Source organism: Comamonas sp. Z3, from assembly GCF_008121565.1.
GTDB classification, from domain to species: Bacteria; Pseudomonadota; Gammaproteobacteria; order Burkholderiales; family Burkholderiaceae_C; genus Comamonas; species Comamonas brasiliensis.
In genome coordinates this window covers 296,265-309,005 of sequence record NZ_VOQU01000001.1, presented here as the reverse complement: position 1 = coordinate 309,005, position 12,741 = coordinate 296,265, and the positions used below count along the sequence as shown (strand labels likewise).

Genomic DNA, 12,741 nt, shown 5'->3' with positions numbered 1-12,741 from the left:
TGGCAAAGACCTAGGGTTTACCCTATAATCACCAGCATGTCAGGTCGGCATGCATTGATGTGAATGCCGACCTTGCGCAAGTTGTCTCCTTGGATCCTCCTGAAACCCCCGTTTCATGGATCCCTTCAAAGCCCAATCCCCGTGATTGGGCTTTTTTTTATGCGCGCTTTCCTCAGGTCGCCAGCTCTTCCGCCCTGTGCATAATTGACGTTTACGTCAACGTCAATGGACATCAAACAAGGAGACAGTTCATGCAGATTCAGGATCGCGTATTCATCGTGACCGGTGGCGCTTCGGGCCTGGGTGAAGGCACAGCGCGCATGCTCGCCGCCAATGGCGGCAAGGTCGTGATTGCCGACATGAATGCAGAGCGCGGCGAGGCCGTGGCCAGCGAGATCGGCGGCGTCTATCTGCGCTGCGATGTCAGCAATGAGGCCGACGGTCAGGCCGTGGTCGCCAAAGCCACCAGCCTGGGCAAGCTGGCCGGCCTGATCAACTGCGCCGGCATTGCACCGGCCGAAAAAACCGTAGGCAAGAGTGGCCCGCACAGCCTGGCCGTCTATACCAAGACCATCATGGTCAACCTGGTCGGCACCTTCAACATGATTCGACTGGCGGCCGATGCCATGAGCAAGAATGAGCCAGAGCCTACAGGCGAGCGCGGCGTTCTGATCTCCACCGCCAGCGTTGCGGCCTATGACGGCCAGATCGGACAGGCTGCCTACTCGGCTTCCAAGGGCGGCGTGGTCGGCATGACCTTGCCCATTGCCCGCGACCTGGCACGCAGTGGCATCCGCAATATGACGATTGCTCCCGGCATCTTCGGCACTCCCATGCTGTTCACCATGCCCCAGGAAGTGCAGGATGCGCTGGCCGCCAGCGTGCCCTTCCCTAGCCGTCTGGGCAAGCCAGAGGATTACGCCAAGCTGGTCAAGCAGATTCTGGAGAACGACATGCTCAACGGAGAAGTCATCCGCCTGGATGGCGCCATTCGCATGGCACCCAAGTAATGAAGGTCAAAGGCCTTGTCGCAAGGCCTTTTCTTTGAGTTCCGGACAAAGAAAAAGCCGCAATCAATTGCTTGATTGCGGCTTTTTGAATCTGGCGGAGTGGACGGGACTCGAACCCGCGACCCCCGGCGTGACAGGCCGGTATTCTAACCAACTGAACTACCACTCCTGGCAGGAAGCTTTGCTACATATCATGTAGCTGCAAGCGCTTCAAACTTGGCGACCCTACGGGGATTCGAACCCCGGTACTCACCGTGAAAGGGTGATGTCCTAGGCCTCTAGACGATAGGGTCAATTCCTAGAACGATTCGAGTCTTGCGACTCGCCGTCATTAAATTTTGGTGGAGGTAAACGGGATCGAACCGATGACCTCTTGCATGCCATGCAAGCGCTCTCCCAGCTGAGCTATACCCCCTTGAAGCAATGAAACAGTGTTTCTCTGCTGCAATGCAAAAATTGTAGCACAGGGTTTTCGCTGCTTTTTCCAAACCACCAACAATTTGTCGAAAGCATGAAAAAAGGGATGCACAGTGCATCCCTTCTTGTCAGCCAACGGGCACTATCAGCTCACTGCACCACCATCGCGGATGCGATGCATTTCGCCGATATCCACCGTCCAGACCAGACCATCGCCAATCTGGCCGGTGCGGCAGGCAGCGACGATGGCTTCGCGAATCACCGCCACCATGGACTCCTCCACGATCACGCAAACCATGAGCTTGTCCGAAAAATCGGTCAGCTCATCCTTGACCGTGCGCTTGTCCACGGCAGCAGGGGCCGTAAAACCTTCGGCCTTGAAGATTGTCACGCCGGGAAAGTTCGGAATCGCACGCAACTCGGTACGCAGGCGCTCCAACCGGCTGGGACGCACGATGGCGCGGATTTCTTTCATCGTCATCGGATCACTCCTTTCTCAAATCAAGCCTCGGTCGGCTTCTCGTCAAACCAGCGGTACAGCGTGGGCAGCACCACCAGGGTCAGCAGGGTCGATGTGATCAGACCACCGATCACCACAATGGCCAGCGGACGCTGAACCTCGGAGCCCGGACCGGTTGCGAACAGGAACGGCACCAGACCCAGCAAGGCCACGGTGGCAGTCATCATCACCGGACGGAAACGCTGGGTACAGCCTTCACGCACGGCCTCGGCCACTTCCATTCCCTCCTGTCGCAGATGGCGAATGCTAGAGACCAGCACCACACCATTGAGCACGGCGATACCCCACAGGGCAATAAAGCCTACGGAAGCCGGCACGCTGACATACTCCCCCGTGACGAACAGACCGATCAGCCCGCCAATCGAAGCGAAGGGCAGAACCAGAATGATCAGGCTTGCCAGCTTGATGGAGTTGAACAGCAGGAACAGCAGGAAGAAGATGGCGACGATGGTCAGCGGAACGATCACCTGCAGCGTGCCCATGGCGCGCTCCATGTTCTCGAACTGACCGCCGAACTTGAAGTAATAGCCATCGGGCAGCTTGACCTCCTTCGCCAGGCGCTGCTCGACCTCGGCCACAAAGCCCGCCAGGTCGCGCCCCTCCACATTGGCCCCCACCACCACACGACGCTTGCCGCCTTCGCGGCTGATCTGTGCCGGTCCATCCACCAGTTCGATCCTGGCCAGACTGCTCAGCGGCACTTGCGCGCCGGTAGCCGTGGTCAGCAACGTTGCTCCGATGGCCTCGGACGAGCCGCGATAGGACTCGGGGAAGCGCACCACCACCGAGTAGCGACGCTCGCCCTCATACAAGGTCGTGACATCCTTGCCGCCGATGGCGGACTCCAGCAGGCTTTGAACATCGGCCACGTTCAGACCGTGGCGGGCGATCGCCTTGCGATCGACGTCCACCGTCAGGGCTTGCTGTCCCGAGAGTCGCTCGACACGGATGTCGGTGCTGCCGGAGACGCTCTTCAGAATACGCGCCACCTGCTCGGAGACTTCCTTGAGGTCTTCCAGCTCATCACCAAACACCTTGACGGCCAGTTGCGAGCGCACGCCCGTCACCATTTCGTCCACACGCTCGGAGATGGGCTGTGACAGCACAATCTGCACCCCGGGAATCTTGGACAGACGCTGACGGATGTCTTCGTCGATCTCGTCCTGGCTGCGCTCGGACTCGGGGTCCAGCAGCACGATGGGGTCGGACTCGTTGGGGCCTGCAGGATCGGCAGGCGATTCGCCCCGACCGAGCTTGGACACCACGGACTTCACGCCTGGCACCTGCGCCACTTCCTTCATGGCAGCCATTTCCATGCGGATGGATTCATCCAGGGAAATGCTGGGCACGCGGTTGATCTGCGGCGTCAGCGCCCCTTCCTTCATGGTCGGCATAAAGGACTTGCCCAGGAACGGGAACAGTCCCAGCGAGCCGATCAGCAGAGCCACGGCCACAGCCAGAGTCAGGCGATTGCGCGCAGTCGCGCCGTCGAGCAGACGCAGATAGTGGCGCTTGAGGAAGGCGATCAGCTTGGTGTCGTGGTCTGCGCCGCCCTTGAGGAAGTAGGAGCACAGCACAGGAGACAGGAACAGCGAAACCGCCAGCGAGATGGCCAGAGCCATGGCGATGGTCAGCGCCAGCGGACCGAACATCTTGCCTTCAATGCCTTGCAGCGTCATCAGCGGCAGGAACACCAGAATGATGATGGCAATGCCGAAGATGGTGGGCGTGGCCACTTCCACGGTGGCAGACAGCACGGTGCGAATGCGTTCGCCACGCGAGTCGCCAGCCTGCCCCAGTTTGTGGAACACGTTTTCCACCACCACCACGGTGGCATCCACCATCAGGCCGATGGCAATGGCCAGCCCTCCCAAGGACATCAGGTTGGCAGAAATGCCGTATCTGTTCATCAGTATGAAGGTCGTCAGCGGCGTGATGACCAGCGTCGCGACCACGATCAGGCTGGAGCGCACATCACCGAGGAAAATGAACAGCACCACCACCACCAGGAAGATGCCTTCGATCAGCACCTTGCCCACGGTCCAGAGGGCGGAATCGACCAGATCGGTACGGTCGTAGTAGGGAACGATCTGCAGACCGCCAGGCAGCATACCCTTGGAGTTGATCTCCGCCACGCGCTCCTTCACGCGGGTCACTACCTCCTTGGCATTGCCTCCGCGCATCATCAGCACGATGCCGGAGACGCTTTCGGTATAGCCGCCCTTGATGATGGCGCCCTGGCGGACCTCGGCATCGATCTGCACCTTGGCCACATCGCGCACATAGACCGGCACGCCACCCTGCTCCTTGAGCACGATGTTGCCGATGTCATCCAGGGAGCGGATCATGCCCACGCCGCGGATCAGATACTGCTCGGTCACCTGGGGCAGAATGCCGCCGCTGGCATTGGCATTGTTGTCCGCCACGGCCTGCACCACCTGGCGCACGCTCAGGTTGTAATGACGCAGACGAGCAGGATCGACCAGCACCTGGTACTGCTTGACATAGCCGCCCTGGGAGTTGATTTCAGCCACACCGGGAATGGAGCGCAGCAAGGGCCGCGCCACCCAGTCCTGGATGGTGCGGCGCTCCGTCAGCTCCGCCTGGGTCAGCTCGCGCTCGCCATCATCGGGATGATCAAGCGTGTACTGGTAGACCTCGCCCAGGCCCGTGGATACCGGCCCCAGCACCGGCACGATGCCTTCAGGCATGCGCGGCGTGACTTCGATCAGGCGCTCTGTCACCAGCTGGCGGGCAAAGTACACATCGGTCGCTTCGGTGAACACCAGCGTGATGATGGACAGGCCACTCTTGTTGAGCGAGCGCATCTCGGCCAGGCCGGGCAAGCCCGTCATGGCAATTTCCAGAGGCACGGTCACAAAACGCTCGATTTCCTCGGGCGAGCGGCCGGGAGCTTCGGTGGCCACCTGAACCTGCACATTGGTCACATCGGGGAAGGCATCCACCGACAGATTCATGGCAGCACGCAGGCCGAATCCACACATCACCAGCGCCAGCACGACCACCACCAGCCGCTGCGATAGCGCGGCACGAATCATGGAGGCAATCATGGGCTTACTCCAGTTCTGCGCGCTTGCGCTCGTTGTTCAGGTGGAATGCACCTTCGACCACGATCTGCGTGCCCTCACCCAGCCCCTTGATCACAGGCCGCAGACCAGCGCTGGTCGCACCCAGCTCCACCGGAGTCAGGCGGTAGTGGTTTTCGGCCTTCTTGACGTAGACATGGTCCCTGTCGTTCTCGCGGACCACTGCCAGTGCTGGGATCGCCAGAGTCTTCTCCATGGCCCCCTGAATCTTCATGGTGGCCAGCATCTGGGGCTTGAGCGCCAGATCCTTGTTGTCCACCTGAGTACGGATGGTCACGGTGCGGGTTTCGGGCGACACGGTGTCACCCACGTAGATGATCTTGCCGGAGATGGGCGTCTCCTCGACGGTCAGCCCCAGCGCCGGCACATCGACCTGCACGTTCTGACCAGTCTGCACGCTGCGTGCAATCTGCTCGGGCAAGGCGCCGACCACCCAGACGTTGGATAGATCCGCCACGGTGAACAGAGGATCTCCAGGCTGTGCCACCTGACCCTGGCTGACCTGGCGCTCGATCACGATACCGGCGGCAGAAGCCGTGATGGCGGCATTCGGTGCGACATTGCCCTTGGCGCGCAAACTGCTCAGCGCATCGGCGGACAAGCCCATCAGCTTGAGCTGATCGCCTGCCGCCCGCAACTCTGCGCGGGCAATCTGCACTTCGGATTCGCGGCGCAGCAGTTCTGCAGAGCCAATCACGTCGGCAGCAATCAGCTGACGCGCCCGCTCTACGGAGCGCTCGGCCAGAGTCGCTGTGGCGCTGGCACGCATATAGGCCAGCTGAGCCGTGGTCAGCTCGGGGCTGGCGACGCGCGCCAGGGTCTGGCCTGTTTTGACGCGATCGCCGGTTTCGGCCAGCACCTCGGTCACACGGCCTGTCACGGCCGCACCGATGCGGGTGACCCTGCGCTCGTTGGCTTCGATGCGACCGGCAATTTCCTGCACCGATGCGACCTCGGCCTGCGCTACCGCTGCGGTCTTGAAGTTGGTCGCCATTTCGGCCGAGACAACCACCTCCATGGGGTCCAGCTCAGCCTTGGTATCTGCAGCAGCAACCGCAGCAGTCGCCTGCTCGTCCTTGCCGCAGCCGGTCAGGGTCAATGTTGTCAGCCCGGCCAGCGCCAGTGCCAGAACCAGAGAGGCAGGACGCGCAGTCCTGGAATGATGATGAGAAGACATAAAGCGAATTCAAAAAATGCGAAAACGTGGTCTTGACTTTGAAAGCTCAAAGCGAGGAAGGCTCGGCATAGCGACCGGCCAGGAAGTCCAGCTCGATCCGGGCCGATTGCAGCTGATAACGGGCTTCCAGCAGATCGGCACGCACCGTGCGCAGCACGCGCTGGGCATCGAGCACATCGAGAATGCCTCGCTCGCCATAGCGGTAAGCGGCTTCGGCCACACGCAGGGCCGATTCAGCCTCGCGCACCGCCCCTTCGCTCAAGGCCTTGATGCGCACCTGCGCCATCTCCATGACCTTCCAGGCCTGCAGCATCTGCTGCTCCAGCTCGGCCCTGCGGCCTTCCATGCGCAGCCGCGCACGTTCGGCTTCCGAAGCGGCTTCCTCAATCGGGCCGCGACGCTGGTCGAACAGAGGAATCTGCATGCTCACGCCGACGGTGTTGTTGCGAATATCGGGCTCGCGCGTCTGTGCGTAACGCAGCTCGAGACCCGGCCAGCGGCTGGCCTTGGCACCGCTCTTCTGCGCTTCGGCCTTGTCCACCTCGGACTGCAGCTGCAGCAGTTCCGGATGGGACTGCCAGTTGATGTTCTTCAACTGAGCCTGGGCCACCGGGTCCTGCAAAGACAGGGCCAGGTCAAAGCGGCTGGGCAACTGGCCTGCGGCCAGGCGATTGAGCGTGAGCTGGGATTGCTCGGCCAGCAAGCGGGCAGATTGCTCCTGCTGGCGCGCGTTGATCAGCTCGGCATCGGCCTTGATGATTTCGTAGCGCGCTGCCTCGCCACTGGAAACACGCACGCGTACCCGCTCATGGGCCTGCTCCAGCAGCTTGACGGCGTCATAGGCAGCCTGTGCCTGCGCCTGCCGCAGCACCACCTCATAGGCCTTGAGCTTGACCTGGGCAATCAGGGCATTGCGCGATGCGGCAATCTGGTGCACCGATGCCCGCTGCCCGGCTTCAGCGGCTTCTATGCGCGCAGCGCGCACCGAAGGCATTTCGATGGGAACCGAAATCGCCATGGTCTGCACATTGCCAGGCGTGGCCGATGCCAGGCGCGCCTTGTTGTCGCCGCGACTCCACTCCAGCTTGGGATTGGGCAGAGCACCGGCGCTGACCACCGCCGCCTGAGCGGTGACGCTCGACTGCTGAACGGAGCGCAGTTCAGGGTTGTTGTCCAGCACGGTCTGCACCAGTTGCGTCAGGGTCAGCTTGGGCTGCACCTGATCGGAAATCGTGCCGCTGGTTTGTGGTGCACTGCTGGCATTCTGAGCATGCGCAGCCAGAGCTGCAGCGAGACATATGCCGAAAACGGCCGAGCGCTTGAGGCTGCGCAACGGTGCAGGGCCAGAAGAATTCTTGCTGGCCTTGGCCGGGAAAGAAGCCGGCACTCTCGATCTATTGAACATAGAACACAGCTGCCTTCTTGAGGGCAGATAAAGTGAGGAAAGGGTCGAAACCCCGTCATGCACATGCGGCAGCCGCCGCATGCAATGCAGGATCAGTTACACCTGAGCAGGTGAAGCCGCCCCAGACCTGTCTCAGAGCCATGTTCTGCAGACAAGCACATTCCAGGCCAGCAGGCTCTGAAACAAGGGACAGCAGGTATCGGGAAAGTCAAGCCCGGCGCAAGCAAAGCGACGTGGATGTCGTCAGGTGCGCTGGAGCTAGCCTGCCAGCGGCAGGCTCATATTGGGCGGACGCAGCATGCTTTCCGGCCAGGGAAAGGTAGGGTGCACCACATGCTCCTGAGGAGGCACCCGGACATCGGCCACACCCACAGCTACCGCTTCGGGAGGGCCAAACAGTTCATTTCGATCGTCCTGCGCAGGATTGAGCTCGGCAGTGCGATGTGGACGGTGAATAGAGAACTCCACCGTATCGTCTTCCACATCGTCCTCGAACTCCTGCAGCACATCGACACCGTACTCATGCGGCTCTGCGTCGAGCACATAAGCCATGGCCACCACATCTTGCGAACCCGCGGGCCACATGGCGATGAGCTGCACTCCGATGATGGAGGCAAACATCAGCAGCGACAGCAGAAAGGAAGACGCCGGGCGCATGGATAGGAAAAGCGGTGGTTAAACGAACAACGATGAAGGGAAGGGACAGTCACCGGGAAACAGACCCGATGGTGACAAGATGGTGTACTGATCGGCAACAAAAGTTCCCACATGAAAAACTTTTGTCAACATCTGTAAGGGTGAACGATAGCGTATCGCCATAGCACTTGCATGGCAAGGGTATCTTGCTAGAAAGTCAGGAGCAAATCAGGTTTGCAAGAGCATGACCGGCAAGAAAAAAGCCGCAATCAATTGCTTGATTGCGGCTTTTTGAATCTGGCGGAGTGGACGGGACTCGAACCCGCGACCCCCGGCGTGACAGGCCGGTATTCTAACCAACTGAACTACCACTCCTGGCAGGAAGCTTTGCTACATATCATGTAGCTGCAAGCGCTTCAAACTTGGCGACCCTACGGGGATTCGAACCCCGGTACTCACCGTGAAAGGGTGATGTCCTAGGCCTCTAGACGATAGGGTCAATTCCTAGAACGATTCGAGTCTTGCGACTCGCCGTCATTAAATTTTGGTGGAGGTAAACGGGATCGAACCGATGACCTCTTGCATGCCATGCAAGCGCTCTCCCAGCTGAGCTATACCCCCAAAAACTGTGGCGGAGTGGACGGGACTCGAACCCGCGACCCCCGGCGTGACAGGCCGGTATTCTAACCAACTGAACTACCACTCCTGGCAGGAAGCTTTGCTACATAGCATGTAGCTGCAAGCGCTTCAAACTTGGCGACCCTACGGGGATTCGAACCCCGGTACTCACCGTGAAAGGGTGATGTCCTAGGCCTCTAGACGATAGGGTCAATTCCTAGAACGATTCGAGTCTTGCGACTCGCCGTCATTAAATTTTGGTGGAGGTAAACGGGATCGAACCGATGACCTCTTGCATGCCATGCAAGCGCTCTCCCAGCTGAGCTATACCCCCAAAAACTGTGGCGGAGTGGACGGGACTCGAACCCGCGACCCCCGGCGTGACAGGCCGGTATTCTAACCAACTGAACTACCACTCCTGGCAGGAAGCTTTGCTACATATTATATAGCTGCAAGCGCTTCAAACTTGGCGACCCTACGGGGATTCGAACCCCGGTACTCACCGTGAAAGGGTGATGTCCTAGGCCTCTAGACGATAGGGTCATAACCTAGAATCTTTGCTTTCGCACCGATTAAAAAAGCGCCTTCTGAAAATAAAGGCGCTTTTTTAATCAAGCGACTAGCCAAACTGGCGGAGTGGACGGGACTCGAACCCGCGACCCCCGGCGTGACAGGCCGGTATTCTAACCAACTGAACTACCACTCCTGGCAGGAAGCTTTGCTACATAGCATGTAGCTGCAAGCGCTTCAAACTTGGCGACCCTACGGGGATTCGAACCCCGGTACTCACCGTGAAAGGGTGATGTCCTAGGCCTCTAGACGATAGGGTCAATTCCTAGAACGATTCGAGTCTTGCGACTCGCCGTCATTAAATTTTGGTGGAGGTAAACGGGATCGAACCGATGACCTCTTGCATGCCATGCAAGCGCTCTCCCAGCTGAGCTATACCCCCAAAACTCTCTGCAAGACAACCTTTTAATCAGTCGCGTTTTGCAGAGACTCGAATTATAGACAGGTTTTTAGCGATTTTTCAAACGCGCGATAACTTTTTCACGTCCAAGCAATTCCAGCACTGCATCGACCGAGGGCGTATGGGCTGTGCCCACGGTCAGAACACGTACGGGCATGGCCAGCACAGGCATCTTCACACCCTGCGCCTTGAGCAACTCCTTGATCGCTGCCGCAATGGCTTCCTTGGTCCATTCCACGTTTTCCACCACGGCCGCAAATGCATCCAGCACGGGGTTGGCCGCCTCGGTCACATGCTTGGCGTAGTCTTCCGCATTGCGCTCCACGCTGTCCACATAGAAGACCTTGGCCCAGTTGGCCAGATCCACCAGGGTCTCGCAACGATCCTTGAACAAGGCAGCAATGCGCACCAGACGGTCATCGGCATCGATCAGGCTCTCGGCCACACCCGCCTTGACGACAAAGGGCTTGACCAGTTGGGCCAGCTCGGCGTCGTCCATGGCCTTCAGATGCTGGGCATTGACCCAGCGCAGCTTGGCTTCGTCAAACTGACCGGCGCTGCGGCCCAGGTGGTCCAGGTTGAACCACTCCAGGAACTGGGCACGGCTGAAGATTTCGTCGTCACCGTGGCTCCAGCCCAGACGCGCCAGATAGTTGACCATGGCATCGGGCAGATAGCCCTCATCGCGGTACTGGGTCACGGCCTTGGCGCCGTTGCGCTTGCTCATCTTCTCGCCTTGCTCATTGAGCACGGTAGGCAGATGGGCAAAGGTCGGCACGGTGGCGCCCAGCGCCTCAAAGATGTGGATCTGGCGCGGCGTGTTGTTCACATGGTCGTCGCCACGGATGACATGGGTGATGTTCATGTCCATGTCATCCACGCAGACGCAGAAGTTGTACGTGGGCGTGCCGTCGGGACGGGCAATCACCAGATCGTCCAGCTCGGAGTTCTGAAACTCGATACGGCCCTTGCACTTGTCGTCCCAGCCCACCACGCCGGTCTGCGGAGTCTTGAAGCGCAGCACGGGCTTCACGCCTTCGGGAATCGCGGGCAGGACCTTGCCCTCCTCGGGGCGCCAGGTACCGTCATAGCGGGGCTTTTCCTTGGCGGCCATCTGCTTTTCACGCAATGCGTCCAACTCCTGCATGCTCATATAGCAGGGGTAGACATAGCCCTTTTCCTGCAGCGTGGCGAGCACTTGCTTGTAGCGGTCCATGCGCTGCATCTGATAGAACGGACCTTCGTCGTGGTCCAGTTGCAGCCATTCCATGCCTTCCAGGATCACGTCCACGGAAGCCTGGGTGGAACGTTCCAGATCGGTGTCTTCGATGCGCAGCACGAAGTCGCCGCCATTGGCGCGCGCAAAAGCCCAGGGATAGAGAGCGGAACGAATATTGCCCAGATGGATGAAGCCCGTGGGCGAAGGAGCAAAGCGGGTGCGAATTTTGTTTGTCATATCAGAAATCCTTGTACGGCATTCCCTGCGCCAAGGCTGTGGCGCTTGATGCGCGCGCAGTCTCGGTCGGAGATGCCGAGCAAGAGCCGCCTCGCAGCGCAGGCATCGCCCCCCTTGAGGGACAAGGCGCGAAGCGACTCAGGGGGTGTTTCACAGCGTATCCAGTCCACGAGCCAGGTCGACCTTGAGGTCTTCCAGATGCTCAAGGCCCACGGAAATACGAATCAGGCCCTGACCCACGCCGGCAGCCTGACGCTGGTCCTCGGTCAGACGACCATGCGAGGTGCTGGCGGGATGGGTGATGGTGGTCTTCACATCACCGAGGTTGGCCGTAATCGAGCACAGACGCGTGCTGTCCACCACATGGAAGGCATTGGCACGCAGCTGCTCGGCACCCTCGCCCACCACGTCGAACGCCAGCACGGCACCGCCCATGCCGTTTTGCTGGCGCATGGCCAGCTCGTGCTGAGGATGGCTCTTGAGGCCCGGGTAGTAGACATGCGCCACCTTGGGATGGGCTTCCAGCCAGGCGGCAAACTCCAGCGCCGCAGCGCTTTGCGCCTTGACACGCAAAGCCAGGGTTTCCAGGCCCTTCATCACCGTCCAGGCGTTGTAGGGAGCGATGTTCAGACCACCGCTGCGCAAGAAAGTGCCCATGACCTTGTCCACCAGCGCAATGGTGCCGCAAACTGCACCAGCCATGACACGGCCCTGGCCGTCGAGGAACTTGGTGCCCGAATGCACGACGAGGTCGGCGCCGAACTTCACGGGCTGCTGCAGCACGGGAGTGGCGAAGCTGTTGTCCACGGCCAGCAGCGCGTTGTTGGCGTGTGCCAGCTCGGCCAGCGCAGCGATGTCGCAGAGATCGGTCAAAGGGTTGGTGGGCGTCTCGGCAAACAGCATGCGCGTATTGGGCTTGATGGCCGCCTTCCAGGCTTCGATATCGGTCTGCGAGACAAACGTGGTTTCCACGCCGAAGCGTGCCATCTCGGTTCCCAGCAGCTTGATGGTGGAGCCGAACATGGACTGCGAGCAGATCACGTGATCGCCTGTCTTGAGCGCCGTCAGCGCCACCAGCAAGATGGCCGACATACCGGTGGAAGTCGCGACCGCACATTCCGTACCCTCCATGGCCGCCAGACGCTTCTCAAAGCTGGTGACCGTGGGGTTGCCGGTGCGGCTATAGGTGAAGCCCGGCTCTTCATTGGCAAAGCGGCGCGCTGCGGTCGCCGCATCGGGCTGCACAAAGCTGCTGGTCATGTACAGGGCTTCGCAATGTTCGCCCCACTGGCTGCGCTCGACCGCTTCGCGCACGGCCAGAGTTTCAGGATGCAAACCTTCGGGTAATGTCTTGTTGGTCACAATCGTCAAATCCAGATGGTTGGTACCGGTCATGAGTCCGCTGCAGACCGCCAATCAGGCCCG

The 12,741-nt window shown here is 60.0% G+C and carries 8 protein-coding genes and 14 tRNA genes; 1 reads left to right on the top strand and 21 read right to left on the bottom strand.

Annotation, left to right across the window (positions count from 1 at the left end; all coding sequences use genetic code 11):
- Nucleotides 1-251: 251 nt before the first annotated feature.
- Nucleotides 252-1,010, top strand: coding sequence for a 3-hydroxyacyl-CoA dehydrogenase (locus FSY59_RS01515; protein ID WP_003057163.1), 759 nt, complete (start codon nucleotides 252-254; stop codon nucleotides 1,008-1,010).
- 92 nt (nucleotides 1,011-1,102) lie between these two features.
- On the opposite strand, the gene FSY59_RS01510 is transcribed toward FSY59_RS01515, so the two are convergent.
- From FSY59_RS01510 to FSY59_RS01410, 21 genes are all read right to left on the bottom strand, one after another.
- Nucleotides 1,103-1,179 (bottom strand) — tRNA-Asp (locus tag FSY59_RS01510).
- Between the two features lie 48 nt (nucleotides 1,180-1,227).
- A tRNA-Glu gene (locus tag FSY59_RS01505) sits at nucleotides 1,228-1,303 on the bottom strand.
- A 46-nt stretch (nucleotides 1,304-1,349) separates the two neighbouring features.
- A tRNA-Ala gene (locus tag FSY59_RS01500) sits at nucleotides 1,350-1,425 on the bottom strand.
- Between the two features lie 147 nt (nucleotides 1,426-1,572).
- Nucleotides 1,573-1,908: a P-II family nitrogen regulator gene (locus FSY59_RS01495; protein WP_003057166.1), complete on the bottom strand. Its 336-nt coding sequence runs from the start codon at nucleotides 1,906-1,908 to the stop codon at nucleotides 1,573-1,575.
- A gap of 20 nt (nucleotides 1,909-1,928) precedes the next feature.
- Nucleotides 1,929-5,018 (bottom strand): efflux RND transporter permease subunit, encoded by a 3,090-nt coding sequence (locus tag FSY59_RS01490; protein ID WP_148728337.1) that lies wholly within the window; start codon nucleotides 5,016-5,018, stop codon nucleotides 1,929-1,931.
- Nucleotides 5,019-5,022: 4 nt separating this feature from the next.
- Nucleotides 5,023-6,231: an efflux RND transporter periplasmic adaptor subunit gene (locus tag FSY59_RS01485; RefSeq protein ID WP_003057172.1), complete on the bottom strand. Its 1,209-nt coding sequence runs from the start codon at nucleotides 6,229-6,231 to the stop codon at nucleotides 5,023-5,025.
- Nucleotides 6,232-6,277: 46 nt separating this feature from the next.
- Nucleotides 6,278-7,564: a TolC family protein gene (locus tag FSY59_RS01480; protein WP_043376249.1), complete on the bottom strand. Its 1,287-nt coding sequence runs from the start codon at nucleotides 7,562-7,564 to the stop codon at nucleotides 6,278-6,280.
- Nucleotides 7,565-7,894: 330 nt separating this feature from the next.
- Complete coding sequence (locus FSY59_RS01475; protein ID WP_148728336.1) at nucleotides 7,895-8,293, bottom strand: hypothetical protein; 399 nt, start codon at nucleotides 8,291-8,293, stop codon at nucleotides 7,895-7,897.
- Nucleotides 8,294-8,570: 277 nt separating this feature from the next.
- Nucleotides 8,571-8,647: transfer RNA gene (locus FSY59_RS01470), tRNA-Asp, on the bottom strand.
- A gap of 48 nt (nucleotides 8,648-8,695) precedes the next feature.
- Nucleotides 8,696-8,771: transfer RNA gene (locus FSY59_RS01465), tRNA-Glu, on the bottom strand.
- A 46-nt stretch (nucleotides 8,772-8,817) separates the two neighbouring features.
- A tRNA-Ala gene (locus FSY59_RS01460) sits at nucleotides 8,818-8,893 on the bottom strand.
- Between the two features lie 8 nt (nucleotides 8,894-8,901).
- Nucleotides 8,902-8,978: transfer RNA gene (locus FSY59_RS01455), tRNA-Asp, on the bottom strand.
- 48 nt (nucleotides 8,979-9,026) lie between these two features.
- Nucleotides 9,027-9,102 (bottom strand) — tRNA-Glu (locus FSY59_RS01450).
- A gap of 46 nt (nucleotides 9,103-9,148) precedes the next feature.
- Nucleotides 9,149-9,224, bottom strand: a tRNA-Ala gene (locus FSY59_RS01445).
- 8 nt (nucleotides 9,225-9,232) lie between these two features.
- A tRNA-Asp gene (locus FSY59_RS01440) sits at nucleotides 9,233-9,309 on the bottom strand.
- 48 nt (nucleotides 9,310-9,357) lie between these two features.
- Nucleotides 9,358-9,433: transfer RNA gene (locus FSY59_RS01435), tRNA-Glu, on the bottom strand.
- An 86-nt stretch (nucleotides 9,434-9,519) separates the two neighbouring features.
- A tRNA-Asp gene (locus tag FSY59_RS01430) sits at nucleotides 9,520-9,596 on the bottom strand.
- Nucleotides 9,597-9,644: 48 nt separating this feature from the next.
- Nucleotides 9,645-9,720, bottom strand: a tRNA-Glu gene (locus FSY59_RS01425).
- Between the two features lie 46 nt (nucleotides 9,721-9,766).
- A tRNA-Ala gene (locus FSY59_RS01420) sits at nucleotides 9,767-9,842 on the bottom strand.
- 67 nt (nucleotides 9,843-9,909) lie between these two features.
- Entirely contained in the window at nucleotides 9,910-11,316 is a 1,407-nt protein-coding gene (gene gltX / locus FSY59_RS01415; RefSeq protein WP_003057178.1) for a glutamate--tRNA ligase, read from the bottom strand.
- A gap of 150 nt (nucleotides 11,317-11,466) precedes the next feature.
- Complete coding sequence (locus FSY59_RS01410) at nucleotides 11,467-12,678, bottom strand: O-succinylhomoserine sulfhydrylase (protein WP_029158613.1); 1,212 nt, start codon at nucleotides 12,676-12,678, stop codon at nucleotides 11,467-11,469.
- Nucleotides 12,679-12,741: the final 63 nt, after the last annotated feature.

What these genes read in the sequence shown, in the direction of transcription:
- FSY59_RS01515 (WP_003057163.1), top strand. Translation starts at nt 252, where the DNA reads ATGCAGATTCAGGATCGCGTATTCATCGTGACCGGTGGCGCTTCGGGC.
- FSY59_RS01495 (WP_003057166.1), bottom strand. Translation starts at nt 1,908, where the DNA reads ATGACGATGAAAGAAATCCGCGCCATCGTGCGTCCCAGCCGGTTGGAG.
- FSY59_RS01490 (WP_148728337.1), bottom strand. Translation starts at nt 5,018, where the DNA reads ATGATTGCCTCCATGATTCGTGCCGCGCTATCGCAGCGGCTGGTGGTG.
- FSY59_RS01485 (WP_003057172.1), bottom strand. Translation starts at nt 6,231, where the DNA reads ATGTCTTCTCATCATCATTCCAGGACTGCGCGTCCTGCCTCTCTGGTT.
- FSY59_RS01475 (WP_148728336.1), bottom strand. Translation starts at nt 8,293, where the DNA reads ATGCGCCCGGCGTCTTCCTTTCTGCTGTCGCTGCTGATGTTTGCCTCC.
- gltX (WP_003057178.1), bottom strand. Translation starts at nt 11,316, where the DNA reads ATGACAAACAAAATTCGCACCCGCTTTGCTCCTTCGCCCACGGGCTTC.